This is a genomic window from Desulfocastanea catecholica (assembly GCF_054657295.1).
In genome coordinates, this window is record NZ_BAAHYZ010000011.1 from 64166 (window position 1) to 88407 (window position 24242).

Below are 24242 nucleotides of genomic sequence, written 5' to 3' on the forward strand. Positions count from 1 at the left end.
TAAGGAAAAGAATTACATGGCCAGACTAACCCTGCCGAAACTCAAACGACATCTCTATGCGGCTGCCGATATCCTGCGCGGCAAGATGGATGCTTCGCAATATAAGGATTTTATCTTCGGCATGTTGTTCCTGAAACGCTGCTCGGATGTGTTCGAAGAGGAGCGGGAAAGAGTTATTCGCGAAGAGATGGCAGCCGGGGCGAACCAACAAGATGCTGAGGGGCTGGCTGAGAATCATAACCTCTATGAAGGACTTTTTGTTCCACCTCAGGCACGGTTCCGCACCATTGACGAAACTGCTCACATCAATATCGGTGACACCCTGAATAAAGCGCTCAGTGCAATCTCTGAAAATAATTCAGTGTTGGCAGGTGTCTTGGAGCAGATCGATTTCACCCGTCTTATCGGCAAAAAACCGATTGCCGACGCTAAACTACGGCAGCTCATCACCCACTTCCGCAAGCACCGGATGCGCAACGAGGATTTCGAGCATCGCGATTTGCTCGGTTCGGCCTATGAATATCTCGTTTATATGTTTGCCGAATCGGCCGGGAAAAAGGGCGGCGAGTTTTACACTCCGCGCGATGTGGTCAGTCTTATGGTCCGACTGGTAGATCCCAAAGAAGGTCAGCGTATTTACGATCCCTGTTGTGGCTCCGGCGGTATGCTCATCTATGCTCGACAGCATGTCGGCGAACATGGGGGTAATACGGACGATCTTTCACTTTATGGCCAAGATAACGAGGGTTCGGCCTGGGCCATCTGCAAGATGAACCTCATCCTGCACGGGGTTTTCGAGCGGGCCTTTATCGAAAACGACGATACCCTTACCGCCCCCCAGCATCTGGACAGCGGTGAGCTGATGCGCTTTGACCGGGTACTTTCCAATCCGCCTTTCAGCATGCCCTATGAAAAGAAACAACTCAGCCACCAGGAACGTTTTTCGGCCTATGGTTTCCCACCGGAGAAAAAGAAGGCCGATTTTCTCTTTGCTCTGCATATGCTGGCCTCGCTCAGGCCGGGTGGGATCATGGCCACGGTCATGCCCCACGGAGTCCTGTTTCGGGGTGGCGGCGAATTGGAGATCAGGAGGCAATTGGTGGAAAAGGATCATATCGAAGCAATTATCGGTCTAGGTGCCAATCTCTTTTTCGGCACCGGTATTCCCGCCTGCATCCTGGTCATGCGTCGCGAGGGCGACAAACCGGTCCAGCGCAAAGGCAAGATCCTTTTTATAAATGCCGATCGCGATTACGAGGAAGGCCGGGCCCAGAATTATTTGCGGGCCGAACATGCCGAGAAGATAGTTCAAACCTTTCAAAATTTTGAATCTATTTCCGGTTATTCCAGTGTCGTAACCAAGGAGCAAATTGCCGCCGAGGAGTATAACCTCAATATCCGCCGCTATGCCGACAACTCACCGCCACCGGAACCGCAGGACGTGCGGGCTCACCTGCTGGGCGGAGTACCCAAGAAGGAAGTGGAGAACCTTCGACCGCTCTTTGAGAGCCATGGACTGGATGTAACGAGGCTCTTTATTGATCGTGAGCAAAACTATTATGATTTTGCTCCCAAGACCGCCGGCAATGGCGGCTTGCGGCAGGCTGTGGATACCGACCCAGGCATCAAGGCGCGGGGGAGTGCGATGCTGCAGGCCTTCCAAAGCTGGTGGGCTGAACATTGCCTTCGCCTGGCGGCACTGCCGGAAACCAGGGATCCCATGGTTCTTCGGGAAGAATATCTGCTGTCATTTCAGACCAGCCTCCTGCCGGTGGGTATCCTCGACCGCTTTAAGGTAACTGGGGTACTGGCAACCTGGTGGGATGATGTCCGGGACGAGATGCAGACCATAAGTGCCAGGGGGTTCGATGAACTGGTGGATGGCTGGATTGATTTGATTCAGGATGTAATCGAAGACACCGAGACCAAGAAAACCGAATTGTTCGACCCCTTTGAGCATAAGCTGGTGGTCAAGCTGCTGCCCGATTATCTCCAACAGATCGATGATTGCCGGGCGGAGATTGCCAGACTGGAAGGAGAAAAAGAGACTTTCGAACAGCAGAGCGAAGACGAGGAAGGAGAAAGTTCGGAGGAGGGAGAAGAAGAAAATGTCAGCAATTATGCCAAGGTCCTTGAGGCTCAGTTGAAGGAAGTCAAGCAACAACTGAAAGTCGATAAGGATGATAGGGTCCTTCTTGCCGAAAAGGATACCTTGGAAGAAAAACTGGCTCCCTATAAAGAGATCCTTGCCGAGCTGCGAACTGCGAAGAAAACTCTCAAAGATTTGAGTAATGCCCTGTTGCAGGTGCTGAAGAAAAAACGGATGGAACTGTCCACGGAAGATTGTCGCAATCTTGTTTTGGAACTGAGTCGCGAAGAACTGGAAAGGGTGCTTTGTCGTTATATCGAAGAGCATCGGCAGGAGGTCCGGGCAGAGGTGGAGAACCTGTGGAATAAGTATGGGGTGAGTTTACGGGATATCAAAGTTGAGCGGGATGCGGTAACTGAGCGGTTGGATGGATTTTTGAAGGAGTTGGGGTATGTATGAGAAAATTCCTCTGACCGCCTATGCAAAGGTAAATCCATCGCTCAACTCTCGTTTACTGAAACCCGATTGCGAAGTGTCCTTTATTCCAATGCAGGATGTCAGCGATGGTGGTGATTGGAGCCATCGTCAGACAAGGAAGCTATTCACAATAAATAGTGGTTATACCGCTTTTCAAGAAGGAGATATTCTTTTTGCGAAAATCACTCCGTGCATGGAAAATGGCAAAGGTACCCATGCTGTAGGGCTGGTAAATGGTGTCGGTTTTGGTAGTACTGAGTTTCATGTATTGCGAGCAGAAAAAGAAGCATCACCTCGCTTTATCTTCCACCTCTGTAACTTCAGAGAGCTACGGCAAGCGGCAGAAGTCCAAATGACCGGTTCAGCGGGCCAAAAACGTGTTCCTAAGGATTTCTTTTCAAAATTTTTGGTGACACGTCTCAACCGTGGTGAACAACAAGCCATCGCTACAGTTCTCGACACAATGGACGAAGCCATCCGGCAAACTGAAACCGTGATAGCCAAACTTCGGCAGGTGAAGGCGGGGATGCTCCACGACCTCCTTACCTGCGGACTCGACGAAAACGGTGAACTTCGTGATCCCAACCGCCACCCCGAGCAGTTTAAGGCTTCACCGCTTGGCCGAATTCCAAAAGCATGGGATGCGTTGCCATTGTCAACAATCACCCTGAAAATTGCAGATAGAGATCATACCACCCCTCATTATACAAACAGTGGAGTACCAATGGTTTCACCGACCCATTTTTTCGGAGAAGATGGAATTGATTTTGACAATTGTCCATATATTTCAGTGAAAGACCACCTGATCAATAGGAAGAAAACAGACATTCATGCAGGTGATATTATTCTACATAGAATTGGCGCTGGACTGGGACGTGTAAGGATAGTTAAAAAATGGATGCCTGAATTTAGTATTCTTCATAGCCTTGCTCAAATCAGAATAGATTCAAAGCTTGCTGACGAAAGGTTTGTCTGCTGGGTTTTCCAATGTGATATTATTCAAGAGCAATTAGGTATTGGTACACAAAGTATAGGTGTTCCTGATTTGGGATTAGATAAAATAGGAAGATCTTGTTTTCCTATACCGAAGAATAGAGATGAGCAACGTTTCATAGCTTATCTACTAGACGCTTGGAGGGATTGTTTTAACAATGAGGAAATTATTAAAGAGAAATTGCTCCTTGTCAAACAAGGCCTAATGCACGATCTCCTTACCGGCACAATCCGAGTTCCCCAACATCTCCAGCCAGATAAAGCTGCGGTTGCAGATACCAAAAAGGTGTAAAATGATTGCGACGATTCCCGAGCTCGATCCTGACCCCGAACGCGAAACCCCCAATGAATGGACCACGGCGGAGCGGCCTCTCCTGCAACAGCTGGCGGCCATGGGCTGGGAGTACTGCCAAGGGGATCTCGACTATCCGCAAAAGAGCTTTCGGGAAAATTTCCGCGACGTGTTGTTGCTGGAGCCGTTACGTAAAGCCATCGTCAAAATCAACACTGCCGAAAATCTTGATGATCTCACCATCGATCGTGCCATACGCGAGCTGGAACGATCCGATAAGCCGGATGGGCTGGCCCGCAATCAGGAACTGACCGAGAAGCTGATCAAGGGGGTGTCGGTGGTGCGGGCTACCGGTGGCGACGGACCACATTCCCGCAATGTGACGGTCAAGTTTATCGATTTTACCCCGGACAATCTGCAGAACAACTCCTTTCTTGCCATCAACCAGTTCCGTATCGATTATCTTGGCCGGGTAGGTTTTGTCATCCCCGATGTGATCCTCTTTGTTAACGGTATCCCGCTGGTTATTATCGAATGTAAAAGCCCTAGTCTGGCCGAGACCGATGACGGTGGGTTCTGGAAACCCATCGAATCAGGCATCAACCAGTTGCTGCGATACGCCAACAGTCGTGAAGAGGTGGAACTGGAGGAAGGTGTCGAGCATCTCTTCCATTGGAACCAACTGATGATCTCATCCTGCTATTATGCGGCGAGGATTGCCACCTATGGCGCCGATTATAAGCATTATGTGGAATGGAAGGATACAGCTCCTTTTTCCGAAGCCGAGGTACTGGCCGAAATCGGCCGCGTCGGGACAAAACTTCGCAGCCAGGAAAAGCTTGTTGCCGGAATGCTACGCCCGGCCCATCTGCTTGATATTCTCCGCCATTTTATTCTTTTCCAGACCGAGGAAGGAAAGCTGATCAAACTCTGTCCGCGCTATCAACAGTACCGAGCTGTACAGAAAGCAATGCTGCGCCTGGCGGAAGGAAAAACCAGAATGTCTTCTGACAAGCAGCGGGACGAACGGGGCGGGATTATCTGGCATACGCAAGGTTCCGGAAAAAGCATTACCATGGTGCAGTTGGTGCGGAAACTTCGCACCCATCCGAAACTCTGCGGTTTTAAGGTCGTGGTGGTCACCGATCGCACCTCTCTTGAGCAACAGCTGCAGGGGACTGCCAAGCTGACGGGTGAACGGGTCAGGCCTGATAAAGATGATATGCGGCCGGGCGAATCAGGCAGTGACCGGGTAAAACGGATTCTCAGCGAGGAGGGGCCTGATCTGGTCTTCTGTATGGTGCAGAAAAACCAGGATCGAGAGGGTGAGGCGATTGTTCTCGAATACGAAGTGCCGGTCCCGCCGCCACGGCTCATAGCCACCGACGGCGATGCTGAATTTTCCGACACTTACCACCTTGAGGCTGCCGAGACGATTGGTCCTGGTTTTACGAGTAACCAGGGTGAGAAGAAGAATGGCAGAACAAAGACATTGCGACAGGTTATCCGCAACGAGGCTGAATATCCCGAGGTAAACCCTTCTGAAAAAATTTTGCTGCTTATTGATGAGTGCCACCGTTCTCATACCTTGGGGCTCCATGCCAACCTAATGCGAGCTTTGCCAAATGCCGCCAAGATCGGCTTTACCGGCACGCCGATTATGAAACGAGACCGCGGTAATACGCTGAATATATTTGACGATTTCATCGACAAATATTCAATGAAGCAGGCTGAGGAAGATGAGGCAACCGTCAAAATCCTCTATGAGGGGAGGGTGCCGCTCGGTTTGGTGGAGAATGGTTCGCGGCTCGATGCGCAGGTTCCGCTCAAGTTTGCCGAATTTACCGCCCCTGAGCAGCAGATCATCATGCAGAAGTTCGCCACCGAACGAAAGGTGATGGAGGCCCCGAAACTCATTGCCGTCAAGGCGAGGGATATTCTGCACCATTATGTGCGGAACATCCTGCCCGGTAGCTGCAAAGCTCAGGTGGTCGCCGCCAGCCAGGAGGCGGTGGTGCTCTATCAACAAGCGTTATGCGATGCCCGTGACGGGTTGGTGAGAAAGGCAAAAGCCATTGACCCCGCCTTGCTAAGCCTTCCAGACGAAGAATTGTTGCTGCGGCCAGAGGATGAACGAACTCTGGTCGCGGCATATAACGATCTGCAGAAAGTAAAGGATTTGGAGTTTGCCGCCATCATTTCCAAACGGCATAACCAAAGTGCTGACTGGGACAAATGGACGGATTCCGGCAAAATAGAAAATTATATCGCCAACTTCAAAAAGCCTTTCGACCATAAGGACAGCAGCAAATCGAGCAATCTGGCAATCCTTTGTGTCATGCGGATGCTGCTGACCGGCTTTGATGCGCCGGTCGAGCAGGCTCTTTATCTTGATCGGCGCATTGTTGAACACGATCTTCTCCAGGCCATTGCCCGGGTCAACCGGAAACGTCTCGGCAAAGAATGTGGTTATGTTATCGATTATATCGGAATCGCCAGGGAATTGCGGACTGCCTTAACCGAATCGGAAGAGGGCGGCCAAGGAGGTCCTCGGCCGCCAACGGGAATAGATGGGGTACGTGATGAAATACCCAGGTTGCAAGACCGACATCTTAAGGCTCTTGAGGTATTTCGTTCCCGAGGAATTCCCGAGCTGATGCCGATTGACCCTTGTGTCGACCTGCTCGAAGATGAGAAAATTCGGGCGGAATTTCTCAACCGGGTTGGGGCCTTTTTTGCCAGTCTCGCCATCGTCATGCCGAGACCTGAAGCCATGCCTTTTGTTCGGGATGCCAAGATACTTGGGTTTATAGCCAAGGTCGCGGCCAATCTCTACCGCGACAACCAACTCAACCTGGAGGGGGTTGACCGTCGCATGAAGCGGCTGATCGATCAGTACGTTTCGGCACAGGGAATAGATCCGCGGATAGCGCCGGTGGCGATCACTGATATAAACTTCCTTGATCAGGTGAAACGGAAGAAAAACGCTCGAGCTAGAGCGTCGGAGATGAAGCACGCCCTACGCCATCAAATTCGGCTGCGCTTTGATGAAGATCCCAGCCATTACCGGAAGCTGAGTGAAAGGCTTGAGGCTATCATCAAACAGTTTAAGGATAATTGGAACGCCCTTGAAGAAGCGTTGAGGAAGTTTATCAAGGAAGAGCTGGCTCGTAGTGGAAAGCAGACGGTTCCTGGGCTTGATCCACGATTGCATGCGCCATTCTTTGGGACCTTGAAAGACGCAATTGAAAAGGAGAGCGGGGCTGAGCTGAAAAGTGATGATCCGGCTTTCAAAGAAGTTATCGATTTAACTGTAGCGACAGTCGATGAAATAAGAGAAAAAATCCGCCTGGTCGACTTCTGGCGGGATGAGCATAGTCGTCGGTCTTTGGAAAAATCAGTGTACAGGTCACTATTACGAAGCGGTAAGATTGCCAGAAATAAACTGGCGGAATTGGCGACAAGAGTTGTCGAACAGGCAAGAAATCTTCATCGGCTGTTGGTGTGGGGCAATGGAAAAAATCGCGATTAAGGATTTTGCTGTCGAGGTAAGACGCAGTGCCCTGCGCAAAACGGTGGAGCTGAGTGTCGACCGAGATGGTCATGTTCTCCTCTATGCCCCGGAAAGCGCGAGCTTGGCGAAGCTGGAGACAATGATTCAGGGAAAACTGATCTGGATTTACCAGCAGCTTGGCCGGAAGGAAGAGGAACTGCATCAGCTGCCGGTAAAGGAATTCGTCTCAGGGGAAGGCTTTTATTATCGGGGCCGGAAGTATCGTTTGAAGCTTATCGATGATATCCGGTCCGTCAGAAATGGTAATCACTTAAGGTTTCAAGGCAGTCGGTTTTTGATGCCCCGCCTTTTGGTCTTGCGGGGCCGAGAAGTTTTTATCAACTGGTATACCAAGCGTGCTGAGGACTGGGTTCCTCAACGTGTGCAACTGTTGCAGGATCGGGTAGGTGTAGTGCCGGAATCGATTGAAATCCGCGATCTTGGTTTCCGCTGGGGATCATGCACCGAAAAAGGGAAAATCCTCTTTCACTGGCGGTTGATTCTCCTGCCACCGGAACGAATCGATTATCTAATCCTTCATGAACTGGTACACCTGCATGAACATAACCACAGCCCGGCGTTTTACGAGCGCTTGCGACGGGCTGCTCCGGAATATGAAAGTCATGAAGAGTGGCTACGGCGGAATGGGGATCAGTATGGATTATAAAGCAAGGTACGCAGAACAAGCTGCATTTCGCCATTCACGGCCACACAGCCGCTGAACGGATTCTGCAGCGGGCCGACCATCTGGAATAAATACACAATGGTTCCCTCATGGGGAACTATTGTTCTTTACAATTTGTGGGAACTGGATATATTATTCAATGAGAATAATAAAGTTAAAGACCTTAAAGGAATTCTGGGAAATCCAACCTGATGCGGAAAAAGCACTGCGGGCTTGGTATGCAGAAGCCAAGGTGGCAGACTGGAAGACTTCCGCAGATATTAAAGCCCAGTACAAAAGCGCCAGTATTCTCAAAAATTCCAGGGTCGTCTTCAACATCTGCGGCAACAAATACCGCCTGATTGTAAGGATTAATTACCCTTTTTCCACCATTTACATCCGCTTTTTAGGGACTCATAAAGAGTACGATCAAATTGATGCGGAGGTGATCTGATGCAGCCCAAAATAATAAAAACTGAAAAAGAATATGAGTTGGCTCTTGCCCGGATAGATCAGCTGATGGATGCGGTACCGGATACCGCTGAAGGCAACGAATTCGAGCTTCTCGTCACCCTGGTGGAACTCTATGAACAACAGAGATATCCTATAGATCTGCCCGATGCGGTCAGTGCAGTTATGTTCAGAATGGAGCAGCTGGGACTTAAACAAAAAAATCTGGTCGAGCTCATCGGCAGCAAAAGCAAAGTCTCCGAAGTGCTTGCCGGCAAGCGGCCTTTGAGTTTGAATATGATTCGTAAGCTGCATAACGGTCTCGGTATTCCAGCCGAAGTGCTGCTGCAGGAGCCTGAAGCGGAGCTTCCGGTGATCCCGGAAGGACTCGAGTGGGAGAGCTTTCCGATAGGTGAAATGCTTAAACGCAAATGGCTGCGGTTTGCAGGCACATTACAGGAAGCAAAAGAGCATGCCGAAGAGTTACTGAGTAAATGGGCCGCTCCTCTTGGCAAAAACGCTCTGCAACCCGCACTCATGCGGCAGCATATTCGCGGGCGTAACAACGCAAAGGCCTATCTTCTTAACGCTTGGCGTATTCGGGTATCCCTGCTCGCTATGGGCCAGAATATTCCGGTCTATAAAACCGGCAGCATTACGCCGGAGTTTGCTCGTGATTTGGTCAAGCTCAGCTATTTTGACAACGGTCCTCTTCTGGCAAAGGAATTTCTGTTGAAAAATGGTATCCATGTTGTTTTTGAGCGACATCTGTCCGGCACACACCTGGATGGTGCCGTTATGTTGCTGACCACGGGGGCACCGGTAATTGCCCTGACACTTCGTTATGACCGATTAGATAACTTCTGGTTTACCCTGTGTCATGAACTGGCTCATCTCGCTTTACATCTTGGCCGAGACGACTGGGAACTGTTCTATGACGATCTGGACAGTCAGGCGGAAAATGATATTGAAGGCGAGGCTGATCGCTGGGCATCTGATGTGCTCATCCCGGCTGATCAATGGCGCGAATCCGGCTTGCTTGGAAATTGTTCAGCAGCAGCTATTATCGCCTTTGCTGACACGCTGAGAATTCACCCGGCAATTCCAGCTGGTCGCATCCGACGGGAGCAGCATAATTACAAAAAGTTTGCGAAACACATCGGCAATGGAGAGGTGCGGAAGGCATTATTGTAACGTCCAAGACATCTGGGTCTAGGTAGGAAGTTGGACACTCCCGATATTTTTTTTGAATTAAGAAGACACTTATAACTTGGAAATGAGGGCTTTTGGAGGTTGGCGCTGAAAAAAAGTTTAACCTGGCAAGAATAGATGGTGCGGACATAGCAGAGGAGTACAACACTGAACAACGCCCTCATTATGTCGCCTGCGCCAAAGGCAAGAAATCATCTCCTTCACCAACGGATTGTCTCGGCAGAATATTTTGATATCGAGGAATAAATTGAAAGAAAAAGCAACTGGTTACCTGAGGATTTCTCTTAATGATCCAAAAGCTTCTTTTCGTGATGGACAGTGGGAAAGCATTAAGCGGTTGCTCAACCTCAAGCGAGTTCTGGTTGTTCAACGCACTGGATGGGGGAAGAGTATGGTCTATTTTCTGGCGACCAAGCTTTTGCGTGAGCAGGGTGCGGGGCCAACCTTACTCATTTCCCCACTTTTATCATTAATGCGCAACCAGATTGAGGCAGCTGCTCGAATTGGAGTTCGAGCAAAAACAATAAACAGCACCAACAATGAGGAATGGGATGCGATACAAACTGAGCTGGAAGGCAATCAAGTTGATGTATTGATTATTTCACCCGAAAAATTGGGAAATGATGATTTCCGACGAGATATTTTATCTAGTATCGCTGACAAGATAGGATTGTTTGTTGTAGATGAGGCTCATTGTATTTCAGACTGGGGACATGATTTTAGGCCAAAATACAGACAAATTGTCCGAGTACTCCAAGCATTACCTCCCAATATCCCAGTTCTTGCTACCACAGCGACAGCTAATGATCGGGTTGTGAATGATGTTAAAACACAATTATAGTGCGTCGCAAGTGAGTTGAGACCATTTTGCCCTGTTAACTCGTTAATATATCGAGGTTAAAAGAAATGGCAGGGTATCAATTCATACGCTACGGACTATAGGTGATGATATAGAACTCATCAGAGGTTCACTTGTCCGACAAAGCCTTAGGCTTCAAAATATTTTAATGCCGAGCCCTGCTGCGAGATTGGCCTGGCTTGCCCGAACTATTCCTCAAATACCTGGTAGCGGCATCGTTTATACTCTGACGAAAAGGGACGCAGATAGAGTGACCGAGTGGCTTCAGGTGGTGGGTATAAGTGCTAAAGCTTATTATTCAGGTGTAGCGGAAAGGGAAGAGCTTGAAAGAGAGTTACTTAACAATGATGTTAAAGTGCTGGTTGCAACAGTTGCACTAGGGATGGGTTTTGATAAACCCGACTTAGGATTTGTTATCCATTTTCAGAGACCTAGTTCTGTTGTTCACTATTATCAACAAGTTGGTCGCGCAGGTCGAGCTGTTGACGAGGCATACGGAGTTTTACTGAGTGGAACTGAAGATGATCGAATTGCGGACTTCTTTATTCGTAGTGCTTTTCCTCCACAAAGGAATATTTCAGAGGTAATCAGAGTGCTCGACGAAGCAGATACTGGTCTGTCTGTACCTTCTATGGAAGGGGTCTTGAATCTTCGGCATAACCAAATTGAGAGCACCATAAACTATCTTGCTGCCGAGTCACCTGCACCTATTGTCAAAGTTGGGTCAAAGTGGAATGTGACTGCCACAGCATCAACGTATAGAATTGACCAAGACCATATAGATGCAATAAGCGATATTCGTCGCCATGAGCAACAAGAAATGCGTAATTATATGCAGAACACTGGCTGCTTGATGGCTTTTCTGCAAGATTCATTGGATGATCCGGAACCTGAAAATTGCGGGAAATGCCAAAACTGTGCTCCAGAATCGCTGCTCGATGAAAGCTATGATGAAGACCTGGCCAATAAAGCAGGTCTCTTTTTACGCCGGAGTTACCAGCCCATTAAAGCAAAGAAGAAATGGCCACCCCATAATCCGTTACCTACCTACAGCTTTTCAGGCTTTATACGAGATAATTTAATAGCATCTGAAGGTCGTGCATTAAGTCTCTGGCGTGATGCAGGTTGGGGTGAATTAGTTTATAAAGGGAAGTATGAGGATGACCATTTTTCCGATGAACTTGTTGCTGCTTGTGTTGAAATGGTGGGAGTCTGGGATACTGAGCAAGCCCCAGGATGGGTAACATGTATACCATCCAATAATCACCCTAATTTAGTACCAAATTTCGCCAAACGTTTAGCTGATGCATTAGGGTTACAATTCGTTGATTGCATTGAAAAGGTACAAAATAATCAACAGCAGAAAACAATGGAAAATAGTTTTAAGCAAGCAAGAAATTTAGATGGTGTTTTTAAGGTTAATCTGGACCCTGGCACTTATCCACCATGCTTGCTCATTGATGATATGGTTGATTCAGGGTGGACTTTTACAGTTGCAGCTGCCCTATTGCGACAAATTGGTTGTACGGCTGTTTACCCTCTAGCTCTTGCCCTAAATTCATCTCGTATGGACTGATTTATGAGTAACTATCTAACAGATGACACAAAAGCAATTATCTTACTTTGCGGATTCTTTGGGAAAGACAGCCCTGCAAAACCATTGTCACAGGGCGACTACAATAAGCTTGTTGATTGGTTGATGAGTTCTGGCATGCGACCCAAAGATTTACTACTCAAAGAGAATATTGAACCAGCGGCAAAAGGTTCCGGAATATTCCAGCAAAGGTTGGAAACCCTGCTTGGGCGTGGAGTTCAGCTAGGTTTTGCTGTTGAAGAATGGCAGCGAAATGGCATTTGGATCATTAGTCGAAGTGATGAAGATTACCCGGTGCGTTACAAAAAACACTTAGGTAAAGCGGCCCCTCCATTGCTTTTTGGGGTTGGTGATCGTGCGCTTTTGGTTGGTGGCGGTCTGGCAATTATAGGATCCCGGAATGTTGATGAAGCAGGTGAACTTTTTACACGACGGGTTGGTGAATTATGTGCGTCAAATAGAATGCTAGTTGTCTCAGGTGGTGCTCGTGGGGTAGATCAGTTTGCAATGACTGCGGCTCTTGAGGCTGGTGGGGTTTCCATCGGTGTCCTTGCTGACAATCTTTTGAAAAAGAGCCTGGAACGTAATGCGCGTAAAGCAATTTCTGAAGGACGTTTGCTCCTTATCTCACATTGCCACCCCAATGCCAGATTTACGGTGGGGACAGCCATGGGACGGAATAAGCTGATTTATGCCCTGGCTGACTATGGGCTGGTGGTTAGTGCTGAACATAAGAAGGGTGGAACCTGGGCGGGAGCAGATGAAGAACTGAAAAGAGAATGTTCTCTTCCCGTTTTTGTTAGAATTGAAGACGGCGTTCCGCTCGGGAATAAAAAACTCTTGGAATTGGGCGCAGTTGCGTGGCCAGAGAAGAGTGACCAGAACAACCTTAAGGAACAACTCAGTGAGTTGTCTGTCAAAAGCCGGCAAAAGAAAACCCCGAAAAACTTGAGTCTTTTTGAGTTCCAAGAGAAACAAAAAACGTCAATTGAAGAAGCTGAAAGTACAGAAAGTGCTAAAGCAATTTTGCAACCCAACGATGCCGAAGACTTATCTGAAAACAACCCTGGATCTACCGTATATGAAACCGTGCTGCCTGTAATTTTAGATAAACTTCAATCTCCCTCAACTGTTGATGAGCTGTCACAGGCTTTGGATGTGGTTAAACCACAGCTCAATATATGGCTCAAGAAAGCTCTTGATGAAAAGAAGGTTGTTAAGCTTTCACGTCCAGTTAGATATCAGAGGCTTCGTTCAGAAAAACGGCCATGATGCGCTCTAAAAAAAGAAACGGTAACTGTGTTTGTAGATCTGGAATATCCTGTACCGCTGTATGCATTCATGCCAGTGAACCGGTACTGTATTTTGAAGATGAGGGACTAGACCCCGGAAGTCACCCCGGAAGTCGCCCCGGAAGTTCGGCTGTTAAATGTCATATCAAGAACTATAACTCGGCAGCAGCTGCAAGTGGTATTGGGTCTGAAAGATGATGAGCATTTTCTTAAGGTTGATATGTTGCTAAGTGCTCAGTTTTTGGGGTATTATTGGGGGTATTATTGGGGGTATGTGTGGATTTTGTCAATGTAAATGTTTTGTAAATTAAATAAGTTAAGATCACAGTTCGATTCCGACCTCCGCCGCTGAGATAGTCGAAGACCTTGAAGCAGATCTGGAGCAGTTCCGGGAGATTGCTGAGGATTTGCAAAATGATCGTGCGGATACCAAGTTTTAAACACAATAAAAGCTCTTGCTTGATTGATGGATATTTGACTAAAACTGCTGCCTGAAGGGGCTACCAATCAACTGGTATCCTGTCATGATGGGAGCTTGGCTGATGCCCATCAACTATTGCCAATCAGCGTTGATGTTTTGGCATTGATTTTTAAATGCCACCTTAGCATATTTTCACAAATCCTTAATCTCACCGGAGAACGAGTTTAATGGCAAAAAATGATATTCGCTGGGAGCAACGCTTTTCAAATTACCAAAAGGCCCTGGCTCAATTGCAGAAATTTATTGATAAAGGTGATTTATCGGAACTGGAGAAACAAGGGCTTGTTAAGGCCTTCGAATATACCTATGAGCTTGCCTGGAACACCATAAAAGACTTTCTTGAATTTCAAGGCCAGGCAGATATTTACGGCTCACGAGATGCTACCCGGAAAGCTTTTGAGTTAGGCATAATAGAAGACGGCGAAGGCTGGATGGATATGCTTGCAAGCAGGAATAGGACTTCAAACACTTACAATGAAGAAGTAGCCGAAGAAATATGCCAGGCGGTCTTTAAGGTATATTTTCGCCTTTTTCTACAACTCAAAGCAAAATTGGAAAATTTACGTTCCGGTTCAAGTCAATCTGCCTTTAATAAGAAATAATATGCTATACGGCTTAAACAAAGAAACCGTAGATAAAATCAACGGGGTTTTTTCCCGGTTCAGTGAAGTAGAGGAAGCCATTCTTTACGGCTCCCGTGCTCAAGGGAACTATAAACCAGGATCTGATATTGACCTGACTTTGAAAGGAAAAAAAATCAACTTAAAGATCGTAAATAAAATCAGTCTCGCCCTTGATGATCTGCTTCTGCCTTATACCTTCGACATTTCGATATTCCACCAAATTTCCAATGCCGATTTGCTTGAGCACATAGAACGAGTCGGGTTGGTTTTTTATAAGAAAAAAGAGGAATGAGAAGAGGATTTTCTTCTACGCGGGCACCGGCTTACATCCACCAAAGTTCTTCAGGTCTATCTTTCTAGAGAGAATTCCCTTCCAGGAATCTCATGCTCAAGGTTTTCTCCTAAATTCTACCCATAATGGATAATGATCCGATATTCTGTATGAAATCGATTCCTTTGATAAATTCAGATCAACATAAGAATAAGGAACAAAATCAAAGCCTCCCCCACAAATATAGTCCATTGTCAACTGTGACTTGCCGGAACCTGAATTGAACCATGCAATTTGATCATAAAATTTTCCTAACTTAGGATCCTCTCCTTCCTTGATAAATATTGATCTTTTTACTTTATGAAGGTCATCGGGAACATACAAATTAGTAGAGGTAAATGCTTTCCACAGCTCATCATTATGACGGTCAATATTGAAATCTCCCAGGACGAGAAAATTGTGATGATACCTGTTTGTACGTTTCGCCCAGTCGTACATCCACTTGGCAATTGCTTTAAGCTCGGGTATCCGCTCATCACTCTTGCCATAGTCGATATGTGCCGTCAAGAGTATGAAGGTTTCTCCACCTGCCTTGAAACTAACAGCATAGGGCGTTCGAACAAACTGCCGGCGCATAACTACATCCGGCTCTGTTCCATCTATCCATTCTGGTGGAATTACTACTTCACCGGCAAGCCCTGAGGGTTGAACCCTGGTGTTATCAAAAATATACGCTAATCGTTCGCCATTTCCAGCTTTGCCGGCAGTGACATCTGTCATAAGGAAAGACCAGTTGGTACCCAGATAGTTTATTGTATCTCTGAGCGCCCGTAATTTCCCGGTTACTTCCTGGAGAGCAATAACATCAAATCGATACAGGGTATCAATAATGGTTCGTAAGGCCCGGAGATCTCTCTTCGGGGAATAATTACCTGTGGGTAACCATTTTCTCGTCAGGTCGCCAAATTTGCGGATGTTCCATGTTGCAATAAGGAGGTTTGTTGGATTTTTCCGGGGGATTTGTACATCTAAGGCCGTCTTGAGGGCATCAAGATCTTCTTGAACGGAATGCGGAGGAGCATCGAATATTGTTTCCATACCGAACCTCTTTTATTAGAAAAGAAACGGACAGAACTTTTTAAAAGTAGGTACTAGAAATGTAGAAGTATTCCTTCATTTCTGATGGTCGCGGTTCAGGTGAAAATTGATCCAGGAAGAGGTCTTGTTCAACTCCCAGTTTCTGGGGGGCACCTTGTCTTCTAGAAAAGTGGGCAGTTTACCTGCATGTTCCAGACGGTTATATGTTCTTATCCATATGCAGTCTTTCTCCGGATACACCTCACAGGCACCATCCCGGCTGCCGCCACATGGTCCGTTGCGCGTATGCTTGGGGCACCCGGATTCCGGACACAGGAAGCCGGCATGCTGGATGCCACAATCTCCGCAGCTTTGGCAGGACAGGAGGGGAATTTTGATGGGGTCTTCCAGGCCGTGTTTTAATATCCATGATTTATTGTGGGAATCTAAATAGGCAGCAAATTTTTGGTAAACTGGTGCCATGCGGACTGTTTTATCAAAAAATAGACTGTGGGCAAAAGAAAGCATTTTATACGGCCAGTACTCCAGCAACATCTTCCTCAAGCCGGGCTTTGAAGCAGGAACGGTTTCATTTTTGATGACCTGATCGTAAACATAATAGGCGCTTTTTTCCTTGCTGGAAAACTCATTCAAATAATTGGGCCAGGTTTCTTCAATTTCTTTCATGCGGTCCAGGATACGACCAATGGTCTTGAAATTCCGATGTATGCCGCCAATGTGAATTCCCCGGTAGCCGAATGCCTTAAGAATAACCCCCAGACGGGCCGCTCGTTCAATGGCTGCATTGAGGCCTTCCCTCGGCGTTTTCCACTCCCGCACTACTGTTTCATACAGGGCGTCAGACACATAGGCGCCAGGAACCCTGCCCCGGTTCATGGCTCGGGCTGCCTTTGGGCTGAGCAGATATACCGAAGCTATAACTGGTATTGATGCATTTTTTTCATTATGGTATCGGATCAGTTCATTAAATTTGTTGATATCATAGCCAAGCTGGGTAATGACAAAAGCAGAACCCGCATCAATTTTCTTGTCCAGTTTTTTATATTGTGCCAGGCATTCCGATTTCAATGTTTTAAAAGGAGAAACTCCGCATCCGGTAAAAAATGGTTCTGGATCGCCAGAAGCCATCATGCGGTCGTTCAATCCCTTCATCATGCTGGTCAACAGCACAGAGTCCAGGTCAAACACCGGGGTGCCTCGCCCGCCAAAGCCCTTGCCGCTATAGTCCCCGGTCAGACATAAAATGTTCTTCATGCCCATACGGGCCAGCTGCAGGGCACGGCTTTCCATGCCGACCCGGTTCATGTCCCGGCAGGTGAAATGAACGATCACATCCAGCCCATGCTTGAAAATTTCATGTCCCAGAACATCCGGGGACAACGAAGGGTTGCCGCCGGGGTTGTCGGTGATGGATACGGCAGCAACCCTGCCGTCGGCAAAGGCATCTTTGGCGATGCCCACCAGGGTATCGGTACTGGCACCAAAGGATTCTCGTCCCGGCACCAGCTCGATGGTAACCACAAAGTTTTCCGGGTTCATCAATTGTTCACTGAAAACACGAAGCATGCACATTCTCCTGATTCAAGGTTATATTGTTGTCTGGAACATTAACGAATCTCATTGAATAAAACATTGATCTAGATCAATTTGCCCTTTTTTGGGCAGAGTGTAAACATCAGCTGCAAATCAATTACCAAGAGACTCAGAAATCTACCAATCGATTCTTAAATGGTCATATGTTGTGTTTCTCAACACCTTGATCTTCCATAGCATTTTGCAATAAATATTGATTTGTTGATGGCTCTGGGGTAGATGTTGGACATCTTGGAATTCGGAAAACCACAGACTGTCCCTGGCGCTGAACTGAAAGCTTAGTTTTTCAGACTATTAATGACCTGTCCCCTATGCAATCGATTACAACTCATGTTAATAGTGACGGAACCACTGCCATCACCTGCCCTGTCTGCAGCAACCAAAAAAGGATATCGGTTGCCACCCTTAAACATAAAAAACGTGTCCTGAAGGCACGCTGCAGTTGCAAAACAGTTTTCAGTGTTCAACTTAATTATCGCAGCCACTACCGTAAGTCTGTCAGCCTGTCCGGAACATACAGGACATTCCGCCAGTATGATAAATGCAAAGGTCTCACACAGATCACGAATATATCTGCAGGCGGCTTACAATGTCGTGTCGTTGGCCTGAATCGACTGTATCCAGGCGGCATTATCGACCTGGATTTTCAACTAGACGATAAACAACTGAGCCAGGTAAAAAAACGGGCTGTGGTTCGTTATTCTCACGATAATGTCGTTGGCTGTGAATTTATGGCCAGGGGCGATTCTGATAGAGCCCTGGCATTTTATCTGCGTTTTTGAATCCATCTATATCAGGGCACCAGCCATAGCACCCTAAAAAAGAAAATTGTGCTCGATAAACCAGGGAGGCGGATGAATATCCAGCAGCACGATTCAAACGTGGATCCGCTCGTCGTCGAGCCGGAACTCTCTCGCTCGTCAACCGGGAAAGCAGCCATGGAAGGCCGGTATCGTAAAGGGAATGGTTGTGGCAAAAGGTGGTACAGCTCGCTTCGAGCCAAGGTGTCTCTGCTCTTTCTGGCTCTCACCCTCGTCCCCCTGTTGATCATCGGCTATGTTTCCCATGTCTATTCCGAACAGCTGCTTATCAAGATGGTCGTGCGCCAACTGGAAAATGTGGCTGAAGACAAAGTATCGCTTCTGACCGGCTGGCTTGAGGAGCGCAGAGCCGATATGTCGATGGTGGCTGAAACGTCCCTGGTGGGGACCATGGACGCTAGCCAGATTATCCCTTATCTGGATCTGATCAGGAAAAAGTTCGATGTCTATCGAGAGCTGGTGGTGGTTTCCGCGACAGGTGACATCATTGCCGCAAGCCCCGCCAACTCGGCGGATATGACGCGGAGCAGGGATTCCAGGTACCAGGTACGCGAGAATTTGTATGTTTCCGACATCACCTATGCCGGCGATGAAGCGGAGTCATCTTTTCTCATTGGTGTACCTGTTCCAGGCCCGGCCGACGTTTCTGCCGGCATGGTTTATGGGCGGGTGGGTACCGATAAAATCATTCATTCCATCCTCAAGGTATCTCTCGGCGTTACCGGGGAGTGTTATCTCGTCGACCGGGAAGGCCGATTCCTGGCGCACAAGGAGCCCCAGCGGATTCTGACGGAAAACATCTCCCAGTCCGAGAGCTTTCGCAATATTTTTGAAAAAATCGAGCCTACCGGTGCCTACCTTGATTATCGCGGCATCGAAGTACTGGGTACTTCGCTCCGGGTCGGTGATACGAACTGGTATATCGTGGTCGAGCAGGATCGGGCCGAGGCCTTTGCCGCCGCTGACAAGCTCAAGGGACTCCTCTGGCTTGCCGTCTTGCTGTGTGTCGTCAGCGCCTTGCTGCTCACGTCGATGATCAGTTCACATATCATCGCCCCCATTAGAAAGCTGAGCCTCTATGCGGCGCGAGTCGCCGATAGCCAATTTGACGAGGCACTTGAGAAAAGCGAGCGCAATGACGAAATCGGCACCCTTTTAGATTCTGTTACCGATATGGCCAGGCGACTGCGAGAGCGGCATCTCCAGTTGGAAGAGAAGGTCGGGCAGCAGGAGGCGGAGCTGAAAGAGACCGATTTGATTCTGCAAAAAACCCAGTTGATGGCCGAACGATCGGAAAAGTTTGCTGCCATGGGCCGGATGGGAGCGGCTGTTGCCCATGAAATCAGGACCCCGTTGACGTCCATCAAGCTCTTTTTGGAATCCGTTCAAGAGGAAATCAGCATATCTGCCGAGTTCGAGGAAGATTTTACCATCGCCATGAACCAGATCGGTCGTATTGAGGGCACCATCAATCGCTTTCTCGATTTTGCCAAACCGCAGGATCTGGTCTTTTCCGATATCGAAATGAAGAGTTTTCTGGTCAACCTGTTGAGCATGGTACGGCCGCAGATCAATCGACAGAAATGCGTTCTCAACGTCTCGGTCGACGATCGGCTTCCCACCGTAATCGGAGACCGAAAGTTGTTAGCCGAAGCGTTGATCAACGTGCTTGTCAATGCCCTGGATGCCCTGCCTGAGCAGGGTATCTTGTCCGTATCGGCCAAGCAGGATAAATGTGTTGTTGACGATCGGGAGATTTCCTCTGTTCGGATTGACATCGCCGATACCGGTCATGGTATCACCGACGATGACATGACCAAGATCTTTGAGCCGTTTTTTACCACCAAGACCACTGGAACCGGTCTGGGGCTGCCATTGGTGCTCACCACCATTCGTAACCATGGCGGGGTGGTCCGGGTAACCAGCAACCTCGGCCAAGGGACCGTATTCTCAATTTTTCTGCCGGTGGCGGCAGATGCCACTTTGAGCGAAAGGTATGGAAAAGATAGTAGTGATCGATGACGACGAGGGTCTGCTTCATTTTTTGAGCCGCTTTTTTATTCGGAAAGGCTTTGCCGTCACCGCCTGTAAGAACGCCAGGACCGCTCTCGATGTCATCGCGGAGGAGACGTTCGACCTGGTCATGCTCGATTATAAGATGCCGGATATCAACGGATTGGATGCCTTGGTTGAAATCAAGAAGATCGACAGCAAGACCCCGGTGATCCTGATGACCGCCTACGGCACTATGGACCTGGCCATAGAAGCCATGAAACGCGGCGCCTATGACTACCTGGTAAAGCCGTTCGATCAAAACGATCTCACCCGGGTTGTCGGAGAAGCCCTCACTGTCAATCGCCAGATGAAGGATGTGGTCGGTTTTCCGTCTTCCGCCCTGGATCATTCGACGTTGGCAGCACCGCAGCGCTCGTCACAGATCATCGGCAATAGCCGCAAGATGCAAGAAATTTACAAACTCATCGGCCAGGTTGCGGAAAATAACGTCGCTGTGTTCATTACCGGCGAAAGTGGTACGGGAAAAGAACTGGCGGCCAGGGCCATTTATCATCACAGCAGACGAAAGGATAAGCCGTTCATCGCCATCAACTGTGCCGCCATTCCGGAGACGCTTTTCGAGAGTGAACTCTTCGGACACGAAAGGGGGGCTTTCACCGGAGCGGATCGCACCGTGATAGGCAAGATCGAACGTTGTGACCAGGGAACCCTGTTTCTCGACGAGATCACCGAATTGTCGATGCCTTTACAGGCGAAAATATTGCGAGTGATTCAAGAAAAAGAAATCGAGCGGGTCGGCGGCAACCGGGTTATTCCGGTGGATGTTCGAATTCTGGCAGCCACCAACAAGGATATTGAAAAAGAAGTGGAGGAAGGCAGATTCCGGGAAGACCTGTACTGGCGGCTCAAGGTCATTTCTTTGCATATTCCTCCGTTGCGCGAACGGACGGAGGACCTCCCCGCCCTGGTTGGATATTTTCTGGAACGGTTTTGTTGCGAATATAGACGGGAGCAGTGCTTTCTCAAAGAGGGCACGATGCAGAAACTCACTGCCTATTCGTGGCCGGGCAATGTCCGCGAACTGGAAAATTGGCTGCGCCGGGCGGTGCTGCTGTCTGCGGGAACCGTCATAGACGAGAAAGATCTGCCGATCCCGGTAACGGATGATGAAACTCTCCACATACGTGGCAGGGACCATCTCCTGGAACGGCTGCGGAACGAACTGGAACTGATTGTTGCCGACCTGCTCCGCCTGGATGTACCAGATGTCCACACCGACATCATCGAAATGGTGGAAAACGTTCTTCTTGATGCTGCATTGCGCCAATGCGGTGACAATCAGGTTCAGGCGGCCAGACTGCTCGGGGTGAGTAGAAACACCCTGCGTCATCGTTTAAAAAAGCTGCAGGCGCCGAAAGCGGCAGAGCCCTTCAAGGGCTAACAGCTTCCCACCTGTTCATCTTCTGCACAACACGCGGTGCCCTGTGCAGATTCTATACAGCCCTGCCATCCTTCTGTAAAGCAGCCGGAACAGCATTTTCCGGTCGACGACATCTTCAGGGTGTGCCGGAGGTGGTTAACAGCCTCCTTCGACACCGCACCCGGGCGATCTCTTTTTTCGTCTCTAATCCAATTATTCGCTTTTGTTTCAGCTAATTGCTTTAACTCATTGGGCCGCGATTAATTGGCACGGCCTTTGCTTACAACGGTTCCGGTCGAGGATCATGTGGTCATATTTACCGGGTTGATTCAACAAAAGGAAACCTTCTCATGCACAAAAACTACAAATATGAAATGGACGAAACCGAAGCAGTAACACCAATGCAGTCGAGAGTGGGGCAATTGGATCATGACGGGATCCTGGTTAACGAAAGGATCAATGAGATCTTGATGCTCTGCGACCGGAACCATCCGCTCTATGAACAGGTTTCCAGTTTCAGTGTCGCCCTCTATGCTCTCGGTTATTTCGATTGTTCTGATTTCATGTCCTTTCATGACGTGTTGGTTTTTGAAGCAGCGGAGATTCTGCGGGAAGAGTATTCGCCCGTAGATTACGACGACATTGAAAATGATTATCGAATTTCCGAATCCAGAGATCGGTATCTTCTGGTGATTGGCGACCCGCTGTTTCCGGTTCATTTTGCGGTACTTGTGGATAACGCGGCGGTACGGCCGTACTTTTCCAAGCTGCCGTTGTTTGGTGCCGGTTTTGACAGCGTGGAAGAACTCGTAGCGGAATTTTGCGGCAAGGATGGAGTAGGGGTCGAGGATTTTCACTATTACCGAAAAACCAGCCCGGGAAGATCCTGCCGTTAACCATCGGCATAATCCATATCATATAGGAATAACCACAACTTACCATGAGAATGGTGACAAGGAGGCGCATGCATGTCAGTTATTGAGCAGGTCATCGACAAGGTCAAACAACAGGATCCTGAGCAACATGAGTTTCACCAGGCGGTGACCGAGGTGTTGGAAACTTTGGAACCGACGACGGCGCGGCATCCGGAGTTCGTCAACGCCAATATCTACGAGAGAATCGTCGAACCGGAACGAACCGTTATTTTTCGTGTTCCATGGGTCAATGACAAAGGAGAGGTCGCAGTCAACCGGGGTTTCCGGGTCCAATTCAACAATGCTATCGGCCCGTTTAAAGGAGGTATCCGCTTTCACGCGTCGGTCAATCTGTCCATTATCAAATTTCTGGGCTTCGAGCAGATATTTAAAAACGCACTGACCACGTTGCCCATGGGTGGCGGCAAAGGCGGGTCCGATTTTGATCCCAAGGGAAAATCCGACGGGGAAATCATGCGGTTCTGTCAGGCCTTCATGCGCGAGCTGTACCGTCATATAGGTCCGGAAACGGATGTCCCCGCCGGTGACATCGGTGTTGGCGGCCGGGAAATCGGCTATATGTTCGGCTACTACAAGAAGATCAACAATGAACATACCGGGGTGTTGACCGGCAAGAGTCTCGAATACGGCGGCAGCCTCATCCGTCCCGAGTCCACCGGGTACGGAACGGTTTATTTCGCCGCTGAAATGCTGGCAACCCGCGGACTTGATTTAAAAGACAAGGTGGTGGCGGTGAGTGGCTCGGGCAACGTGGCTCAGTACGCCATTGAAAAAGTCAATCAGATGGGCGGCCGGGTGATCTCGGTGTGCGATTCGAGCTCGACTATTATCGACGAACAGGGCATCGATCAAGAAAAATGCCGCTACTTGATGGAACTGAAAAATATCCAGCGCGGCAGGATCAGTGAATATGCCGGCAAATATAAAGTAATCTGCGTCGAAGGGAAGAATGTCTGGGATGTGATCCGGGAACAGGGTATCAAAGTCGATATCGCCTTGCCTTGCGCAACCCAGAATGAACTCGATAGGCAAAACGCCCAGGCTTTGGTGGACAACGGCTGCATCTGCGTGGCCGAGGGGGCGAACATGCCGTCAACGCCGGAGGCTGTCAGGATCTTCCGGGAGTATAACCTCCTCTATGGCCCGGGAAAAGCCGCCAATGCAGGCGGTGTCACCACCTCGGGTCTGGAAATGAGCCAGAACAGCCTCAAGCTTTCCTGGACAAGGGAAGAGGTTGATGCCCGGCTGCTGATCATCATGAAGAGCATCCATAAATCCTGCCTTGATGCGGCGGCAGCCTATGGCAAGGAAGGCGATTATGTCATGGGTGCCAATATCGCCGGGTTCACCAAGGTGGCCAAAGCCATGCTGGCCTATGGGGTGGTTTAGCACGTGCGTCTGACGGAGTGAACTCCTTTCGGTCGAGGTGGTAAAGGGGCTTGAACTCGGTAACCGGCAAACAGATGAAACACATGCTGTTCGCCTCAACCTGGTTCAGCCCCTTTTTCT

The 24242-nt window shown here is 48.7% G+C and carries 18 protein-coding genes; 16 read left to right on the forward strand and 2 right to left on the reverse strand.

All coding sequences use genetic code 11. The features are described 5' to 3' along the window. Positions 1-16 precede the first annotated feature (16 nt). From ACYQ8U_RS11715 to ACYQ8U_RS11765, 11 genes are all read left to right on the forward strand, one after another. On the forward strand, positions 17-2548 hold the full coding sequence (locus ACYQ8U_RS11715) for a type I restriction-modification system subunit M (RefSeq protein WP_459945731.1): 2532 nt from the start codon (positions 17-19) through the stop codon (positions 2546-2548). Beyond that, a complete protein-coding gene (locus ACYQ8U_RS11720) occupies positions 2541-3851 on the forward strand; it encodes a restriction endonuclease subunit S (protein WP_459945732.1) in 1311 nt (436 codons plus the stop codon). The genes ACYQ8U_RS11715 and ACYQ8U_RS11720 overlap by 8 nt, the downstream gene beginning before the upstream one ends. Before the next feature lies 1 nt (position 3852). After that, positions 3853-7383, forward strand: coding sequence for a type I restriction endonuclease subunit R (locus tag ACYQ8U_RS11725; RefSeq protein WP_459945733.1), 3531 nt, complete (start codon positions 3853-3855; stop codon positions 7381-7383). Beyond that, on the forward strand, positions 7364-8071 hold the full coding sequence (locus ACYQ8U_RS11730; protein WP_459945734.1) for a M48 family metallopeptidase: 708 nt from the start codon (positions 7364-7366) through the stop codon (positions 8069-8071). The genes ACYQ8U_RS11725 and ACYQ8U_RS11730 overlap by 20 nt, the downstream gene beginning before the upstream one ends. A 157-nt stretch (positions 8072-8228) precedes the next feature. Further along, positions 8229-8522 (forward strand): type II toxin-antitoxin system HigB family toxin, encoded by a 294-nt coding sequence (locus tag ACYQ8U_RS11735; RefSeq protein ID WP_459945735.1) that lies wholly within the window; start codon positions 8229-8231, stop codon positions 8520-8522. Next, complete coding sequence (locus ACYQ8U_RS11740) at positions 8522-9712, forward strand: ImmA/IrrE family metallo-endopeptidase (RefSeq protein ID WP_459945736.1); 1191 nt, start codon at positions 8522-8524, stop codon at positions 9710-9712. Before ACYQ8U_RS11735 ends, ACYQ8U_RS11740 begins: the two co-directional genes overlap by 1 nt. Before the next feature lie 265 nt (positions 9713-9977). Then, the gene (locus ACYQ8U_RS11745) at positions 9978-10571 is read left to right on the forward strand and encodes a DEAD/DEAH box helicase (RefSeq protein ID WP_459945737.1); all 594 of its coding nucleotides are present in this window, start codon (positions 9978-9980) and stop codon (positions 10569-10571) included. Between the two features lie 187 nt (positions 10572-10758). Then, positions 10759-12165: a helicase-related protein gene (locus ACYQ8U_RS11750; RefSeq protein ID WP_459945738.1), complete on the forward strand. Its 1407-nt coding sequence runs from the start codon at positions 10759-10761 to the stop codon at positions 12163-12165. A 3-nt stretch (positions 12166-12168) separates the two neighbouring features. Further along, a complete protein-coding gene (locus ACYQ8U_RS11755; RefSeq protein WP_459945739.1) occupies positions 12169-13455 on the forward strand; it encodes a DNA-processing protein DprA in 1287 nt (428 codons plus the stop codon). Positions 13456-14123: 668 nt separating this feature from the next. Further along, entirely contained in the window at positions 14124-14558 is a 435-nt protein-coding gene (locus ACYQ8U_RS11760; protein ID WP_459945740.1) for a nucleotidyltransferase substrate binding protein, read from the forward strand. Between the two features lies 1 nt (position 14559). Continuing rightward, positions 14560-14871, forward strand: coding sequence for a nucleotidyltransferase domain-containing protein (locus ACYQ8U_RS11765; protein ID WP_459945741.1), 312 nt, complete (start codon positions 14560-14562; stop codon positions 14869-14871). Between the two features lie 96 nt (positions 14872-14967). On the opposite strand, the gene ACYQ8U_RS11770 is transcribed toward ACYQ8U_RS11765, so the two are convergent. Further along, entirely contained in the window at positions 14968-15948 is a 981-nt protein-coding gene (locus ACYQ8U_RS11770; protein ID WP_459945742.1) for an endonuclease/exonuclease/phosphatase family protein, read from the reverse strand. 75 nt (positions 15949-16023) lie between these two features. Continuing rightward, a complete protein-coding gene (locus tag ACYQ8U_RS11775; RefSeq protein ID WP_459945743.1) occupies positions 16024-17514 on the reverse strand; it encodes a methylenetetrahydrofolate reductase C-terminal domain-containing protein in 1491 nt (496 codons plus the stop codon). Between the two features lie 338 nt (positions 17515-17852). Here ACYQ8U_RS11775 and ACYQ8U_RS11780 point away from each other — a divergent pair, with 338 nt between their 5' ends. From ACYQ8U_RS11780 to gdhA, 5 genes are all read left to right on the forward strand, one after another. Then, entirely contained in the window at positions 17853-18323 is a 471-nt protein-coding gene (locus ACYQ8U_RS11780) for a PilZ domain-containing protein (RefSeq protein WP_459945744.1), read from the forward strand. 72 nt (positions 18324-18395) lie between these two features. Beyond that, a complete protein-coding gene (locus ACYQ8U_RS11785; RefSeq protein ID WP_459945745.1) occupies positions 18396-20384 on the forward strand; it encodes an ATP-binding protein in 1989 nt (662 codons plus the stop codon). Further along, a complete protein-coding gene (locus ACYQ8U_RS11790) occupies positions 20359-21819 on the forward strand; it encodes a sigma-54-dependent transcriptional regulator (RefSeq protein ID WP_459945746.1) in 1461 nt (486 codons plus the stop codon). The genes ACYQ8U_RS11785 and ACYQ8U_RS11790 overlap by 26 nt, the downstream gene beginning before the upstream one ends. Positions 21820-22148: 329 nt before the next feature. Further along, complete coding sequence (locus tag ACYQ8U_RS11795; RefSeq protein ID WP_459945747.1) at positions 22149-22694, forward strand: hypothetical protein; 546 nt, start codon at positions 22149-22151, stop codon at positions 22692-22694. Positions 22695-22766: 72 nt separating this feature from the next. Further along, a complete protein-coding gene (gene gdhA, locus ACYQ8U_RS11800) occupies positions 22767-24122 on the forward strand; it encodes an NADP-specific glutamate dehydrogenase (RefSeq protein ID WP_459945748.1) in 1356 nt (451 codons plus the stop codon). The last annotated feature ends 120 nt before the right edge of the window (positions 24123-24242 follow it).

Excerpts from the sequence above, each read along its gene's own strand:
- ACYQ8U_RS11730 (WP_459945734.1), top strand. The coding sequence starts at position 7,364 with ATGGAAAAAATCGCGATTAAGGATTTTGCTGTCGAGGTAAGACGCAGT.
- ACYQ8U_RS11755 (WP_459945739.1), top strand. The coding sequence starts at position 12,169 with ATGAGTAACTATCTAACAGATGACACAAAAGCAATTATCTTACTTTGC.
- ACYQ8U_RS11785 (WP_459945745.1), top strand. The coding sequence starts at position 18,396 with ATGAATATCCAGCAGCACGATTCAAACGTGGATCCGCTCGTCGTCGAG.
- ACYQ8U_RS11795 (WP_459945747.1), top strand. The coding sequence starts at position 22,149 with ATGCACAAAAACTACAAATATGAAATGGACGAAACCGAAGCAGTAACA.
- gdhA (WP_459945748.1), top strand. The coding sequence starts at position 22,767 with ATGTCAGTTATTGAGCAGGTCATCGACAAGGTCAAACAACAGGATCCT.
- ACYQ8U_RS11760 (WP_459945740.1), top strand. The coding sequence starts at position 14,124 with ATGGCAAAAAATGATATTCGCTGGGAGCAACGCTTTTCAAATTACCAA.
- ACYQ8U_RS11765 (WP_459945741.1), top strand. The coding sequence starts at position 14,560 with ATGCTATACGGCTTAAACAAAGAAACCGTAGATAAAATCAACGGGGTT.
- ACYQ8U_RS11770 (WP_459945742.1), bottom strand. The coding sequence starts at position 15,948 with ATGGAAACAATATTCGATGCTCCTCCGCATTCCGTTCAAGAAGATCTT.
- ACYQ8U_RS11725 (WP_459945733.1), top strand. The coding sequence starts at position 3,853 with ATGATTGCGACGATTCCCGAGCTCGATCCTGACCCCGAACGCGAAACC.
- ACYQ8U_RS11735 (WP_459945735.1), top strand. The coding sequence starts at position 8,229 with ATGAGAATAATAAAGTTAAAGACCTTAAAGGAATTCTGGGAAATCCAA.
- ACYQ8U_RS11720 (WP_459945732.1), top strand. The coding sequence starts at position 2,541 with ATGTATGAGAAAATTCCTCTGACCGCCTATGCAAAGGTAAATCCATCG.
- ACYQ8U_RS11780 (WP_459945744.1), top strand. The coding sequence starts at position 17,853 with ATGCAATCGATTACAACTCATGTTAATAGTGACGGAACCACTGCCATC.
- ACYQ8U_RS11715 (WP_459945731.1), top strand. The coding sequence starts at position 17 with ATGGCCAGACTAACCCTGCCGAAACTCAAACGACATCTCTATGCGGCT.
- ACYQ8U_RS11790 (WP_459945746.1), top strand. The coding sequence starts at position 20,359 with ATGGAAAAGATAGTAGTGATCGATGACGACGAGGGTCTGCTTCATTTT.
- ACYQ8U_RS11740 (WP_459945736.1), top strand. The coding sequence starts at position 8,522 with ATGCAGCCCAAAATAATAAAAACTGAAAAAGAATATGAGTTGGCTCTT.
- ACYQ8U_RS11775 (WP_459945743.1), bottom strand. The coding sequence starts at position 17,514 with ATGCTTCGTGTTTTCAGTGAACAATTGATGAACCCGGAAAACTTTGTG.